The sequence below is a fragment of the Leclercia sp. UBA7405 genome (genome assembly GCF_037152215.1).
GTDB lineage: Bacteria > Pseudomonadota > Gammaproteobacteria > Enterobacterales > Enterobacteriaceae > Enterobacter > Enterobacter pneumoniae.
This window is the reverse complement of sequence record NZ_JBBCMR010000001.1, coordinates 1,458,246-1,472,353: the sequence shown is the minus strand read 5'-3', so window position 1 is coordinate 1,472,353 and position 14,108 is coordinate 1,458,246. Positions and strand designations below refer to the sequence as shown.

Genomic DNA, 14,108 nt, shown 5'->3' with positions numbered 1-14,108 from the left:
TCACGCACCTGCTTTTCTGAATGTCAACGGAACCACGGTCTTGGCGTCGTAACGGGCGGTACATTCCGCCACATCGTTCACCCCGGCTTTGCAGGCGATCTCCGGCATCGGATAGCGAGAGCCGTCGGTGCAGCGGGCATTGCCGCGCGTTTTAATCATCAGCTCACCGTTGCTGTGCAGCCCGGAGAAGACCTCCGTACGGCAGACGATGTTGTCGCCATGCACCACGCGCGCGGTGCCTTTATTGTTCTGGATTTGGTAGCGCAGTGAGGGCGGTTTACCGGTGATAGGATCTTTCACATCCAGCATGACGCGCCAGCTACCGTTAAGGAAGCGGGTTGAGCCGGCTTTCACCTGACCGGCCTCCATCACCAGCGCCTCTTTCGGGATAGCGGCAATCACTACCGGCTCGGTTGGGGCGGCAGGCTCTGGCGCTTTTACCTGCGCGGCCACCACTTCCGCCTGGTGCAGAGGCAGCGTTAAGGGCAGGGACTTCACCGCCGCGACGGGTTTAGGTGCAATCTCTACGGCCGCAACAGGGGCGGGGGCAGGCTGGGCCTCAGCGGTCTCTACCGGGGCGCTATGGGTAGACCACAAGAGTGGCGCAGCCACGGCTACGACGACCAGCGCGGCCACCGGCAATGGCCACAGCGGGAAGCGGCGTTTTTTCATCACTACAGGCGTGGCAAGCGGCGCTTCGGGCTCGGGTTCAGGCTCTTTAACTAACACCTGCGGGGCGGGTTGGGCGGTGTAGAGATCGTCTGCGGTGATCTGAATCGTGGCCGGGGCTGAAATCAGCGGTTCATCGGCTTTTTCGAAGATGATCTCCTGCACCGGTTCCGGCTCGGGCTCTTCTACCGGGGCGGGGATCTCCACCGGGCGCAGGGATTCGCGCAGGCACTCGAGCACATCGTCCCTGGCGTTTTCGTTAAGATTAACAAAACCCCAGAAAGTGATGACCGGTTTGCCATCCACCAGGAATAAAAAGTTTTCGCCGGGGAACTGGAAGGCTTTGGACAGCAGGGAGCCAAACAGCTGTTGAGCGGTTTTGGGGGACTGCAGCGATTTTTTGCTCAGGGACTCGACGCTGGAGAGGGTGCTTTCCAGCAGGCGCAGGGCGCGATAGCGGGCATCTTCATCGGCGGCCTTCCAGCTACTTACGCTGCCCTCAACAGGCGCATACCAGTCAACCCTGTCACCCTCGTCGTTGACTTGCGGAATCGCCAGGCAGTCGACGATGGACTGCTGTTTGCGCAGGCGCAGCGCCTCGCGGATTTGTAATGCAGATTCGAAAACGGCCTGACCGCCGCCGCCAACGGCCTGAAAATCATCCAGATTACCGCTACGTAAAAGTGTTTTTGCCACGATTTGATCCCATAGACTTCTTCACCCTTGTACTTTACGGAATCCGTTGGCAACTAAACGGCAGAAGAGACAACAAAAGGGGCGATTTCTTACCGCATTGCGCGGACGAAAAGTGCTTGACGCTGAATGGCACTTAAGGCAAATCTCCCTGGAGCAGCGGTGAGAAAACCAGCGAAAATAGCGCCTTTAGAATATCCTGATAGTGTTTCGTTATTTGCCAGTACGAATGTGCTGTGCTGTTATTACGGTTCTTCATAATAAATCCGCAAAGGGTAATAACGATGTCTACAGGGAAAACGCTCCTCGCGCTGGCATTCAGCGCGCTGTTACCGGCAAGCGCGGCATGGGCCGCGAATAACGATACGATTATTTACTGTTCAGAAGCCTCTCCGGAGTCTTTCAACCCGCAAATCGCCAGCTCAGGCCCCACTTTTGTGGCCAGTTCGCAGGTGCTCTATAACCGCCTTATCAACTTCGATCCGGTGAAAAACACCCCGGTTCCGTCGCTGGCGGAGTCCTGGACTATTTCGCCGGATGGTAAAACCTATACCTTCACGCTGCGTAAAGGGGTGAAGTTCAACAGTAATAAGTTCTTTAAACCTACCCGCGACTTTAATGCCGATGACGTTATTTTCTCGGTTATGCGTCAGAAAGACCCTAAGCACCCGTATCACAACGTCTCCCAGGGCAACTACGAATACTTTAATGATGTCGGGCTGGATAAGCTGATTCAGGACGTGAAGAAGATTGATGATTATCACGTGCAGTTTGTACTGAGTGAGCCGAATGCCGCCTTCCTTGCCGACTGGGGGATGGATTTCGCCTCTATTCTCTCGGCTGAGTATGGCGACGCCATGCTGAAAAAAGGGACGCCGGAAAACGTAGACAACTGGCCAATTGGCACCGGGCCGTACGTCCTGCAGCAGTATAAAGTCGACTCCCTGATTCGCTATATTGCCAACCCGAACTACTGGGATGGGGAGGTTCCGACTAAGCACCTGATCTTCTCTATCACCCCCAACGTAGAGACCCGTCTGGCTAAGCTGCAGACGAACGAATGCCAGATCATTCCTGCGCCGTCGCCGGTGCAATTCGACGTCATTAAAAAGAATAAAGATCTGACCCTGCATACGGTCGATGCGCTGAATGTCGGTTATTTAGCATTTAATACCGAGAAAAAGCCGTTTGATAACGTGCTGGTGCGACAGGCGCTGAACTACGCTACCGATAAAAAAGCGATTATCAATGCCGTCTTTATGGGCTCGGGTACGGTGGCAAAATCCCCGATTCCGCCGAATATGATGGGCTTTAACAAAGATCTGAAAGATTACCCGTACGATCCGGAAAAAGCGAAAGCTCTGCTGAAGCAGGCCGGGCTGGAGCAGGGGGCAGAAGTCACCCTCTGGTCTATGCCGGTGCAACGCCCTTATAACCCCAACTCTCGCCGTATCGCTGAGATGATCCAGAGCGACTGGGCGAAAGTGGGCGTGAAAGCAAAAATCGTCTCGTATGAGTGGGGCGAATACCTGTCCGGTATGCGCAAAGGGGAACACGACAGCGCCCTGTTCGGCTGGATGTCGGATAACGGTGACCCGGATAACTTTGCCGACGTGCTGCTGGGCTGCGACAGCATTAAAACCGGTTCCAACGCTGCACGCTGGTGTGACAAGGGGTATGATGAGCTGGTCAACAAAGCGAAGCTGACCAGCGACCCGGCTGCACGCGCTAAGCTTTACAGCCAGGCGCAGGAGATCTTCTACCAGCAGGCGCCGTGGATCGCGCTGGCGAATGGCAAGACTTTCTTTGCCACCCGCAGCAACGTGAGCGGTTATAGCGTCAGTCTGATGGGGAGCGATTTCTCGAAAGCGAAGCTCAACTAAGCCTGTGCCGGGTGGCAGGGTGCCACCCGGTGAACCGATAAGGAGTGACAATGTCACATTTAGAGGAAGTGATCGCCCGCGTAGATGCCACCCTTGAAGAGAGCGTGATTACGCATATGAATGAGTTGCTGATTGCGCTCAGCGATGACGCCGCCCTGAGCCGCGAAGATCGCTATACTCAACAGCAACGTCTGCGCACTGCCATTGCCCATCATGGTAAACAGCATAAAGAAGAGATGGAGGCCCGCCACCAGCAGCTGACAAAAGGCGGCACCATTCTCTGAGTCAGAACTGGCGCCTTGCCACCAGCCAGGCGCCAATCACCAGCATGATCGCACCGGATACCGGCCCAATCAGCGCCCGCAGGGGGATCCCCTGACTGCGTACCACATCCATCACCAGCCCCCCGATCAACTGACTGGCAACCAGCACCGCAATGGTGGTGGCGGCACCCACATACTGATAACCGCTGATGCTGGCGAAGACAAAGAACGACCCCAGCAGTCCCGGAATTAAGGTCCACCACTTCAGGGTGTGCACCAGCTCGCTAAACCCCGCCACGCCATTTTTAATCAGCAAGATCGAGACGAACAGCACAATGCCCACCAGCGAATTTAGCAGCATGGCGATCAGGATGGTGCTGGAGGACTGGGTGATCCGCACCATCAGGGTGTTTTGCACGACCAGGCCAATGCCTGCCGCCACCAGAAATACCAGCGTTAATGACTGATTCATCCGATGGCGTCCGGGTCGGTGCGCTCATCAAGCTGCAGCTGCATAAAGGTGAGGTCCAGCCAGCGGCCAAACTTGGTGCCCACCTGCGGCATCTGGCCCGTGGTGATAAAGCCTAAGGTTTCGTGCAGATGAATAGAGCCGCGGTTTTGCGCTTCGATACCGGCGACCATCACATGCTTGCCAATGTTCCGCGCTTCGATAATCAGCTGTTTCATTAACGCCCGACCGATGCCTTTGCCCTGGTGCTCAGGATGAATATAGACAGAGTGCTCCACGGTGTGGCGGAAGCCATCGAAAGCACGCCAGTCGCCAAAGGAGGCATAACCGACAACCCGACCCTCCTGCTCACAGACCAGCACCGGGTAACCCATCAAGGTTCGCGCTTCAAACCAGGCGATACGGTTGTCGGTATCAACGGTTGTATCATTCCAGATCGCGGCGGTATGCAGCACCGCGTGGTTATAAATCTCGCCAATGGCGGCGCAATCTTCTTTACAGGCGTGACGGATAAGCATGGAGAAACCTCGGCGTGTGTTGTTCACTATAGTAGTACGGTGCGTCACCATATTACACAAGCGGGCGCCGCTCTCGCTACGGTATAAACCATATCTTTTTGTTATCAAAAACGGCGTTGAAATAGATTTTCTAAACTATAGTATTACGCCATGAATACTATGTCAGACAACATCAATCATCGCATCAGCGCGCGTATTCGCCTTGAGCGAGAGTCCCGGGGATGGTCGTTAAGCGAGCTTGCCGAGCGTGCAGGCGTATCGCGGGCGATGATCCACAAAATCGAACGCGCCGAGAGCAGCCCAACGGCGACGTTGCTGGCGCGTCTGTCCGGTGCGTTTGGCATTAGCATGTCCACCCTGATAGCCCGCGCCGAGATGCAGGAGGGCAAGCTGCTGCGTCTGGAAAATCAACCCGTCTGGCGGGACCCGCAAACGCATTATCTACGACGACATGTTTCGCCGCGCACCGACCTGCCTATCGATCTGGTGCAGGTAGAACTGCCTGCCGGGAGTGATGTGCCGATGCCTGCGTCGTCGTATGCGCTGGCACGCCAGCTGATCTGGTTACAATCAGGGGAACTCATTTTCCAGGAAGGGGATACCCGCCACGAGATGCACGCCGGCGACTGCCTCGAACTGGGGCCGCCAAATGACTGCCGGTTCATCAACGAAAGCGACGCTCCCTGCGTTTACCTGATCGTTCGGCTTAATCAATCCGGCGCATAATGGCCAGGCGAACCTGGGAGGTTAACGCTAGTCTTTAAAGACATTTGCATAAACAGGAGTGATGTATGAGTCTGTCTTCAACACAGAATCGTCAATGGGTTCTGGCCTCCCGTCCCCATGGCGCACCCACCGTAGAGAACTTTCGTCTGGAAAAAACCTCGGTCCCTCAGCCTGAAGAGGGCCAGATCTTACTGCGCACCGTTTATCTCTCGTTAGATCCTTATATGCGCGGGCGTATGAGCGATGCCCCCTCCTATTCACCGCCGGTTGAGATCGGGGCGGTCATGGTGGGTGGCACGGTCAGCCGCGTTGAACAATCCCAACACCCTGACTATCCCGTCGGCGAGTGGGTACTGAGCTACAGCGGCTGGCAAGATTATGCGCTGTCGGACGGTACAGGCCTGGTAAAACTGGGCAGCAACCCGCAGCACCCTTCCTGGGCGCTGGGTATCCTGGGGATGCCGGGCTTTACCGCCTACATGGGCCTGCTGGATATTGGCCAGCCGAAATCAGGCGAAACCCTGGTGGTGGCTGCGGCTACCGGGCCGGTGGGTGCCACCGTTGGGCAGATTGGTAAAATCAAAGGCTGTCATGTGGTCGGGATTGCCGGTGGAGCGGAAAAATGTCGCCATGCCGTCGAGGTCCTGGGCTTTGACCGCTGTATCGATCACCACGCAGACGACTTTGCGCAGCAGCTGAAACAAGCCTGTCCAGAGGGTATCGATATCTATTATGAGAACGTCGGTGGCAAGGTGTTTGATGCGGTACTGCCGCTGCTGAATACCTCGGCCCGCGTTCCGGTCTGTGGTCTGGTTAGCGGGTATAACGCCACCGATTTGCCGCCCGGACCCGATCGTCTGGGACTGCTGATGGGCACCATCCTGAAAAAACGCATTCGCATGCAGGGTTTTATCATCGCTCAGGACTATGGCGATCGCATCGACGAGTTTCAGCAGGAGATGGGGCGCTGGGTGAACGAAGGTAAAATACACTACCGCGAACAGGTAACGGACGACCTGGAAAATGCCCCGCAGGCGTTCATCGGTTTGCTGGAAGGGAAGAACTTCGGCAAAGTGGTTATACGCGTGGCGAAAGATAACTAACTTTTGCAGATATGGCGGATTATTCCGCCATATTAAGTTGTGCAAATTTCCAAATAACGTCTTTAATTATACAAGCAAAGATTACTCCAGTCGTCCCTGTGGATTGAGTTAATTCAATCACTTAGGCAGGTTTGCTGTTATTTATTGTTTCTCTTAGCACGAACCAGGCATGCAGATACAGGACATATCATACCCGCAGTGGCGAATTTCCCGCCGCTGCGGCTAACAAAGGTAAGTGTTAGTTACAGGAATAGAACATGCTGGATTTGGACAACTTAGAAAAAGCTCAACGAATGAGCCTGACGATGCAGGTTGAAATGAGTCTTAAAAGCGCCCTGATTGCAGGCGCGCTGAAACCAGGCGCCCGGCTCGTCACCAAAGAGATTGCGGATAAATTAGGTACCAGTATTACTCCTGTGCGTGAAGCGTTGCTGCGGTTGGTCTCCGCAGGTGCACTGCACGCGACCCCGGCGCAAGCGTTTCTGGTGCCGGAAGTGTCACTCGAGCGTTATAGAGAAGTTAACGCCATTCGTAAGACACTGGAGGGCATGGCCGCTGAAGAGGCCTGTTTGCAAATGTCCGCCGAGAAACTGACGACGTTGCGAAACCTGTCAGAGAAATTCCATGAAGCGATGCACAACGGTGAAGTTGAGCGAGCGCTACATGCCAACCGGGCCTTTCGCTTTACGCTGTATCACTATGCCGGTATGCCCACGCTGATGTCGCTTATCGAGCAGCTATGGGTACGCATTGGCCCCTGCTTTAATTGCCTCTATGACGAGAATATCGATCTCCCGTCGTCTACGTATCGCTATGATGCACTGCTCCGTGCGCTAGAAAAAGGCGATGTCGAGGGCTGTCGGACCGCCATCGATAAAGTAATAGATGAAGCGAACGACATATTGATTCTGCAATATTTAAGCTAAGTCATTTTTTAAACCGGGCTCGGCGGTAATATCGCTCGATATTGCGCTGTCAATAATTTCCGGCAGACTTTGTGCTGCCGGAAACGTTATTTCATTTCTCGACTGATAAGACCAGACTGACGCTGAAATAACCAATTGTCCTGCCGATAACCTTAAAAGGCACAGTTGCCTTTTAAGGAGCCAGGAATGAGTGTCAGTCAACGATTACGTAATATAAAAATGAGCAAAAAGCTCGCCGCAGGTTTTGGTCTGGTGCTGCTGTTAGTGGCGGTATCAACACTGATGAGCGTATTACGCTTTAAAGAGATCCGCGATGTCTACCAGCAAACCAATCTGATCTACAACATCAACATCGAGGTTTTCCAGGCCAAGATTAACCGTCTCAAATTCCTCTATACCGCTGACGAGAAGTCGGGTCAGCTGATGGCAAATTATGTTAAACACGCCGCTGAATTAACCACCGAAGCGCAGCAGCTGGAGTGGACCACACAAGAGAAGGTGATTGTCGATGATGTGGCGGGGCACCTGGCCCGTTTTGGCCGTAGCGTAAGCGAAATGCAGACCGCCATGACGGCCTATACCGCTGACAAGAACGACCCGGCAGCCGTTGCCGCGCTGAAAGCGGCAGAAGATAACGTCAAATCCGCAGGGGATGACAGTAGCGCCTCTCTGCGCGCCATTATCGCCCTGGTGAAAAAGCACAACGATGCGTTGGCTTACAGCTCCAGTACCATCACTGCCATTGTTGGCGTGGTGGCGATTCTGTTCGGGATCATCGTCTCCTGGTGGGTCACCCGCCAGATTACCCATCCGGTGAAACACAACCTGCAGCTGGCAGAACGGATTGCCAGCGGTGATCTCAGCTCCGAAATCCATCCGCAGGGTGAAGATGAGCTGGGTAAACTGACCGGAGCGATGGGCCGGATGAACGAGAAACTGCGCGCCATGATTGGCGAAGTGCGTAGCAGCGTGGCGCAGGTATCGCTGGCGGCTTCCGAAATCGCCGAGGGCAACACCGATCTCTCTTCCCGCACCGAGCAGCAGGCAGCTGCCGTCGTCGAGACCGCCGCCAGTATGGAAGAGCTCACCGCCACGGTAAAAAACAACGCCGACAACGCCCGTCACGCCAGTCAGCTGGCGGCAGAAGCCTCGCAAACCGCCACCCAGGGCGGACGCGTGATGCAGGATGTGGTCAGTACCATGAGCGACATCAATACCAGTTCGCAGAAAATTGCCGATATCACCGCGGTGATTAACAGTATCGCCTTCCAGACCAATATCCTGGCGCTGAACGCCGCCGTCGAGGCCGCCCGCGCGGGTGAGCAAGGGCGCGGCTTTGCCGTTGTGGCGAGCGAAGTGCGTAGCCTTTCGCAGCGCAGCTCGCAGGCGGCGAAGGATATTGAACTGTTGATCAGCGAATCGGTCTCGCGCATTACCACCGGTAGCGACCTGGTGGCGAAAGCCGGGCAGACCATGGAGCAGGTGGTGAACTCGGTCACCCGCGTGAATGACATTATGGGAGAGATCTCCTCGGCATCGGAAGAGCAGAGCCGCGGTATTGAGCAGATTTCGCGTGCAGTGATGGAGCTGGATACCACGACCCAGCAAAACGCCTCGCTGGTGGGTGCCTCGTCAACGGCGGCAGAGGCGCTGGAAGATCAGGCGCGGCTGCTGGAGACGCTGGTTGCCGCGTTCCGCCTGGATCAGAAGGCGCAGCTGGCTTAAAAAAGCACCGGCAGCGCAAGGCTGCCGGTTTTTTTATTACTCGAAACGGTACGACACCGACAAGCCGACGCCGTAGTTACGTCCCGGCGCGGGTTCGTAGTAACGCCCATTCGATTCATTGACAATAACCGAACCGGCATACTCTTTGTCGAACAGGTTATCTACGCGACCAAAGAGGTCCATTCCCCAGTTACCGTAGTTAAACTTGTAGCCGGTGTTCAGGCCAACAACGGTATAGGAGGGGGCTTTCGCCGTGTTTTCATCGTTCGCCATAATGTCACTCATATAGCGCACATCGGTGCCGGCGTACCAACCCTCAGCAGGCTGCCAGCCAAAGGAGGCAAAGCCCATATTACGGGCGATGCCAGGCATACGGTTACCGTTGCAATCGCTCTTGGAACAGACGTTCGTGCGGTAGGTGGCATCCAGATAGGTCCACGCCATTTTCAGCTTCCAGTTCTCGGCGAACTGCTGATCCAGGGCCACTTCGACCCCCTGACGGCGGGTTTTACCGGCGTTTTTATAGCTGTTACGGCCGCCGCTGCTGGTATCGACCACAATCTCATCATCGGTATCGGTACGGAACAGCGCGGCGGTCAGCAGACCATTGCCAATGCGCGTTTTGCTCCCCACCTCCCAGGTATTATTGGTCGATGGCTTCAGGCCGAAGTTAAGCCCGCCCTGATTGTCAGAGCGGTAGGAGAGTTCGTTGATGGTCGGGGTTTCGAACCCGCGTCCGGCCGCGGCATACAGATTCCAGCCGTCGGTCACCGCATATTTGAGGGAGCTGGCCGGCAGCCACTTGTGGTAGCTGGCGTCGCCGCTGTCATCGCCATTTTCGCCCTTAATATAGTGGTCGTTGGAGTCAAAGTAGACCGAGCTGTAACGCACGCCCGCGTCCAGGGTCAGCTTCTGGGTCAGCTGCCAGCTGGTCTGCAGATAGGGGTCAACGTTCCACATCAGGTTGCGTTCATTGCGACGCAGGTTACCTTTTTCGCCGAAGGTGGGCACGCCATTATTGAGCACGTAGTTTTCATAGCCGCGGCGATTTTCACTCATGTTCTCGTAATTGAGACCGGTAGTGAAAGTCATTGGCACCAGCAGCTCGCCCCGGTGGGTCCAGCGGGTATCGATACCCTGGTAATGACGCTGCATATCAATCACGCCGCCGGAATGTTTTTCATTCTTCTGTGCTTCAACAGGAATCGACTGGTACTGGGTCATTTCACGCTCACCCGCGTACATCATCACGCTCAGGTCGTCCTGCTGGCTCAGTTGACGCTCATAGCGTAAGCCGGCCTGCGTCTGTTTAATCGTTTTGCGGGTATTGAACTGTTCGGCGCGCGGCGACTGGGTCGGATTAGCACGCCACTCCTGTTCGGTCAGCCCGCCCGGGTCGTCGGCTTTAATATCCACGCTGTTGAACAGCAGGGTCAGCTTACTGACATCGTCAATGCGCACGCCCAGTTTGGCGTTGGCGAGATTTTTACGCGCGCCGCTGTGGTCGCGATAGCCTTTGGTGGTGAAACGGGTGGTGGAAACGGTGTAATCCACGTCGCCCGGCTGGGTACCGTCGCCCATCGCTCCGGTGGCCTTCATGCCATAACGCCAGCTGCCGAAGCTGCCATAGTAGCTGCTGGCTTCAATGGTATTGGGTTGTTTGCCGGTCTCGGTGGCGACGTTGATCACCCCGCCGGAGGCATTGCCATACAGGGCAGAGAAGGGGCCGCGCAAGACTTCCACGCTCTCGACGCTGCTGAGATCGATATTGGAGGTCTGCCCCTGGCCATCCGGCATCGTCGCGGGGATGCCGTCGACATACATACGGATGCCGCGCACGCCGAAGGTAGAGCGAGCGCCAAAGCCACGCATCGACAACTGCAGATCCTGGGCATAGTTCTGGCGATTCTGGATCTGCAAGCCCGGCACGCTGCCCAGCGACTCCGACAGGTTAATACGCGGCGTAGCCTGACGCATATCTTCGCCGTTCACCACGCTGACGGCGGCGGGGGTGTCCAGTTCTGAAACGGTTTGCGGCGTTGCGCTGACGATCATGGTCTGTTCGTCGGCAGCCATGGCGTTAACGGGGGTAAAGACGACAGGAACCAACAGCAGGGGAAACGTTGCCTTACTGGCAGAAATGATTTTCATGAATAGTTGCCGATAGTGGAATTAAACGTACCAAATGGAACATGTGCGTGTATGTTAAATGTTTTGTAAATGTATTGAAAACCATAAACGCACATTGCGTTAATCGAAGTGTAGATAAAAAAGACGGATCGCGACGGAAGCGGCAAGATTTACTCCACATTCATATAAATAATGATTAGTATTCGCATTCAATAAATGCAAAGCCATGACTTTGCAGCCGGAAGCGATGTCAGCCATTCCACCTATGTTTAAAAGGGAGTTGTTATGAATTTACGTCATCTGTGCTCACCGCGTCTGCGTGGTTCTTTGCTGCTGGGTTCTCTGCTGGTAGCGGGTACGTTCAATGTCCATGCCGCCGAAGAGATGCTGCGTAAAGCGGTGGGGAAAGGCGCTTACGAGATGGCCGTCAGCCAGCAGGAGAACGCGCTGTGGGTTGCCACCACCCAGAGCCGCAAAACAGATAAAGGCGGGGTGGTCTATCGTCTTGATCCCGTCACTCTCGAAGTGACCCAGGCCATTCATAACGATTTGAAACCTTTTGGCGCGACCATCAACAACGCCACGCAAACCCTGTGGTTTGGCAATACCACCAACAGCGCCGTCACCGCGATCGATGCGAAAACGGGTGAAGTAAAAGGGCGCCTGGTGCTGGACGATCGTCAGCGCAGCGAAACGGTTAAACCGCTGCAGCCGCGCGAGCTGGTGGCCGATGACACCACCAACACCGTCTATATCACCGGTATCGGCAAAGAGAGCGTGATCTGGGTTGTGGACGGCGCCACGCTGAAGCTGAAAGAGACTATCGCCAATACCGGTAAGTTCAGCACCGGTCTGGCGCTGGATGCACAGGCGAAACGCCTTTACACCACCAATGCCGACGGTGAACTGCTAACCATTGATACCGCTACCCACAAGATACTCAGCCGTAAAAAACTGCAGGATGACGGGAAAGAGCACTTCTACCTGAACCTGAGCCTGGACGTGGCGGGCCAGCGCGCTTTCCTTACCGACTCCAAACAGCCGGAAGTGCTGGTTGTCTCGCTGAAAGATGGCAGCGTGATCAAGAAAGTGGCGGCGCCAGAGTCGCTGGCCGTGCTCTTCAACCCGACGCGTAATGAAGCCTACGTGACGCATCGCGAAGCGGGTAAAGTGAGCGTGATCGACACCAAAACTTATAAAGTGACGAAAACCTTCGAGACCCCGACCTTCCCGAACAGCCTGGCACTCTCTGCCGATGGCAAAACCCTGTACGTGACGGTGAAGCAGAAGTCTAGCCGTCAGCAGGAAGCGACCCAGCCTGACGATGTGATTCGTATTGCGCTGTAAGGGTAGTTGACCTTACGCAGGCAAATAAAAAGGGAAGGCGCTATGCCTTCCCTTTTTTAGTGGCTAAGTTTGATTAACGCGAGGTCTCTTCAACCAGCGGACCATCCTGATTTCCCTCTTCAGCATGAACCGGGGCAGTGCTGTGGATTTCATGCACGCGCTTACGCACCCCGAACCAGCCGGCAACCAGCAGAATAGCCAGCAGCGGAATGGTCGCGATGGTGTAGGTCCCGTTCGGGTAGTCAAAGGCCATCAGCACCAGCACGCTAAACAGGAACAGCAGGGTGAGCCAGGAGGTCACCGGTGCGCCCGGCAGCTTGAATTTCACCTCGGCGGCTTTACCCTCTTTGATGGCCTTGCGCAGACGCATCTGGCACACCACGATAAAGGCCCAGGAGGCGATAATGCCCAGCGCGGCAACGTTCAGCACAATCTCAAATACCTGAGAAGGCACCAGATAGTTCAGGAACACGCCAAACACATAGACTACCAGCGTGGCGAGGATCCCGGCATAAGGGACCTGCTGCTTGCTCATCTTTGACATGAACTTCGGTGCAGAGCCACCCATCGACATAGAGCGCAGAATACGGCCGGTGGAGTAGAGGCCTGAGTTCAGGCTGGAGAGCGCGGCGGTAAGCACCACGATGTTCATGATGCTGCCCACATACGGCACGCCCAGCTTCGAGAAGAAGGTGACGAACGGGCTCTGACCTGCCTGGTACGCATTCCACGGCAGCAGCAGTACCAGCAGCACCACGGAGCCGACATAGAACAGGCCGATACGCCAGATCACGCTATTGATCGCTTTCGGTACCATCGTCTGCGGATCTTTACATTCGCCTGCCGCAGTACCGACCAGCTCAATGGAGGCAAAGGCGAAGACCACGCCCTGAACCAGTACCAGCGCAGGCAGCAGGCCGTGCGGGAAGAGGCCGCCGTTATCAGTGATTAAATGGAAGCCGGTGGCGTTGCCGTCCAGCGGCTTGCCGGTGCCGAGAAACACGGTACCCACCACCAGGAAGATCACAATCGCCAGAACTTTTACCAGCGCAAACCAGAACTCCATTTCGGCGAACCACTTCACGCCAATCATGTTCATGGTGCCCACAATCGCCAGCGCGCCCAGCGCGAAGACCCACTGCGGAACATCGCCAAACGCGCCCCAGTAGTGCATATAGAGCGCCACGGCGGTGATATCGACAATACCGGTCATCGCCCAGTTGACGAAGTACATCCAGCCGGCAACATAGGCGGCTTTTTCACCGAGGAATTCACGGGCATAGGAAACAAAACTGCCGCTGGAGGGGCGGTGTAAAACCAGTTCACCCAATGCGCGTAAGATGAAGAAAGAGAAGATGCCGCATACCAGATAGACCAGCGCCAGCGCCGGACCCGCCATCTGCAGGCGCGCGCCTGCACCTAAAAACAACCCCGTACCGATTGCGCCGCCAATTGCGATCATCTGCACCTGACGGTTGCCCATCGCCTTGTGATACCCCTCTTCGTGGGCATCCAGCCAGCGACGTTTTGCCGCCTGATGGTCGGCTGCGCTTTTATTGCTTGTTTTCATTGAGTTACCTGTTTACCTGTCTGAATCATCCTCGGATGTCCTCTCTCCGGCCCCGGCGACACAAACGATTGCCTTTGGCCGGAAAC

General features: G+C 55.6%; 12 protein-coding genes. 7 read left to right on the top strand and 5 right to left on the bottom strand.

The annotated features are described in order from the left end of the window. Complete coding sequence (locus tag WFN75_RS07250; RefSeq protein WP_336995928.1) at positions 1 to 1,365, bottom strand: SrfA family protein; 1,365 nt, start codon at positions 1,363 to 1,365, stop codon at positions 1 to 3. Positions 1,366 to 1,646: 281 nt separating this feature from the next. Between WFN75_RS07250 and WFN75_RS07245 the strand changes: the two genes are divergently transcribed. Beyond that, positions 1,647 to 3,245: an ABC transporter substrate-binding protein gene (locus tag WFN75_RS07245; RefSeq protein ID WP_336995927.1), complete on the top strand. Its 1,599-nt coding sequence runs from the start codon at positions 1,647 to 1,649 to the stop codon at positions 3,243 to 3,245. 50 nt (positions 3,246 to 3,295) lie between these two features. Continuing rightward, positions 3,296 to 3,529, top strand: coding sequence for a YdcY family protein (locus WFN75_RS07240; protein ID WP_040075575.1), 234 nt, complete (start codon positions 3,296 to 3,298; stop codon positions 3,527 to 3,529). 1 nt (position 3,530) lies between these two features. On the opposite strand, the gene WFN75_RS07235 is transcribed toward WFN75_RS07240, so the two are convergent. Beyond that, entirely contained in the window at positions 3,531 to 3,980 is a 450-nt protein-coding gene (locus tag WFN75_RS07235; protein ID WP_040075577.1) for a DMT family transporter, read from the bottom strand. Beyond that, entirely contained in the window at positions 3,977 to 4,495 is a 519-nt protein-coding gene (locus tag WFN75_RS07230) for a GNAT family N-acetyltransferase (RefSeq protein ID WP_207293736.1), read from the bottom strand. Before WFN75_RS07230 ends, WFN75_RS07235 begins: the two co-directional genes overlap by 4 nt. Before the next feature lie 150 nt (positions 4,496 to 4,645). Here WFN75_RS07230 and WFN75_RS07225 point away from each other — a divergent pair, with 150 nt between their 5' ends. The 4 genes from WFN75_RS07225 to WFN75_RS07210 all read left to right on the top strand — a co-directional run bounded on the left by WFN75_RS07225 (position 4,646) and on the right by WFN75_RS07210 (position 8,975). Beyond that, positions 4,646 to 5,221: a helix-turn-helix domain-containing protein gene (locus tag WFN75_RS07225; protein ID WP_233802310.1), complete on the top strand. Its 576-nt coding sequence runs from the start codon at positions 4,646 to 4,648 to the stop codon at positions 5,219 to 5,221. A 65-nt stretch (positions 5,222 to 5,286) separates the two neighbouring features. Continuing rightward, positions 5,287 to 6,324 (top strand): NADP-dependent oxidoreductase, encoded by a 1,038-nt coding sequence (locus WFN75_RS07220; RefSeq protein WP_336995926.1) that lies wholly within the window; start codon positions 5,287 to 5,289, stop codon positions 6,322 to 6,324. A gap of 257 nt (positions 6,325 to 6,581) precedes the next feature. Then, on the top strand, positions 6,582 to 7,250 hold the full coding sequence (locus WFN75_RS07215; RefSeq protein WP_046885384.1) for a GntR family transcriptional regulator: 669 nt from the start codon (positions 6,582 to 6,584) through the stop codon (positions 7,248 to 7,250). 186 nt (positions 7,251 to 7,436) lie between these two features. Then, entirely contained in the window at positions 7,437 to 8,975 is a 1,539-nt protein-coding gene (locus WFN75_RS07210; protein ID WP_336995925.1) for a methyl-accepting chemotaxis protein, read from the top strand. A gap of 36 nt (positions 8,976 to 9,011) precedes the next feature. Here WFN75_RS07210 and pqqU read toward each other — a convergent pair whose 3' ends face one another. Beyond that, complete coding sequence (gene pqqU / locus WFN75_RS07205) at positions 9,012 to 11,126, bottom strand: TonB-dependent receptor PqqU (protein WP_336995924.1); 2,115 nt, start codon at positions 11,124 to 11,126, stop codon at positions 9,012 to 9,014. Between the two features lie 264 nt (positions 11,127 to 11,390). On the opposite strand from pqqU, the gene yncE reads away from it, so the two are divergent. Then, positions 11,391 to 12,452 (top strand): 7-bladed beta-propeller protein YncE, encoded by a 1,062-nt coding sequence (gene yncE / locus WFN75_RS07200; RefSeq protein ID WP_046885387.1) that lies wholly within the window; start codon positions 11,391 to 11,393, stop codon positions 12,450 to 12,452. A 73-nt stretch (positions 12,453 to 12,525) separates the two neighbouring features. Here yncE and ansP read toward each other — a convergent pair whose 3' ends face one another. Beyond that, a complete protein-coding gene (gene ansP / locus WFN75_RS07195) occupies positions 12,526 to 14,022 on the bottom strand; it encodes an L-asparagine permease (RefSeq protein WP_046885388.1) in 1,497 nt (498 codons plus the stop codon). Positions 14,023 to 14,108 lie beyond the last annotated feature (86 nt).

Coding starts and splice junctions, on each gene's coding strand:
- yncE (WP_046885387.1), top strand. CDS start 11,391: ATGAATTTACGTCATCTGTGCTCACCGCGTCTGCGTGGTTCTTTGCTG.
- WFN75_RS07240 (WP_040075575.1), top strand. CDS start 3,296: ATGTCACATTTAGAGGAAGTGATCGCCCGCGTAGATGCCACCCTTGAA.
- WFN75_RS07215 (WP_046885384.1), top strand. CDS start 6,582: ATGCTGGATTTGGACAACTTAGAAAAAGCTCAACGAATGAGCCTGACG.
- WFN75_RS07235 (WP_040075577.1), bottom strand. CDS start 3,980: ATGAATCAGTCATTAACGCTGGTATTTCTGGTGGCGGCAGGCATTGGC.
- WFN75_RS07245 (WP_336995927.1), top strand. CDS start 1,647: ATGTCTACAGGGAAAACGCTCCTCGCGCTGGCATTCAGCGCGCTGTTA.
- WFN75_RS07220 (WP_336995926.1), top strand. CDS start 5,287: ATGAGTCTGTCTTCAACACAGAATCGTCAATGGGTTCTGGCCTCCCGT.
- WFN75_RS07210 (WP_336995925.1), top strand. CDS start 7,437: ATGAGTGTCAGTCAACGATTACGTAATATAAAAATGAGCAAAAAGCTC.
- ansP (WP_046885388.1), bottom strand. CDS start 14,022: ATGAAAACAAGCAATAAAAGCGCAGCCGACCATCAGGCGGCAAAACGT.
- WFN75_RS07230 (WP_207293736.1), bottom strand. CDS start 4,495: ATGCTTATCCGTCACGCCTGTAAAGAAGATTGCGCCGCCATTGGCGAG.
- WFN75_RS07225 (WP_233802310.1), top strand. CDS start 4,646: ATGAATACTATGTCAGACAACATCAATCATCGCATCAGCGCGCGTATT.
- pqqU (WP_336995924.1), bottom strand. CDS start 11,126: ATGAAAATCATTTCTGCCAGTAAGGCAACGTTTCCCCTGCTGTTGGTT.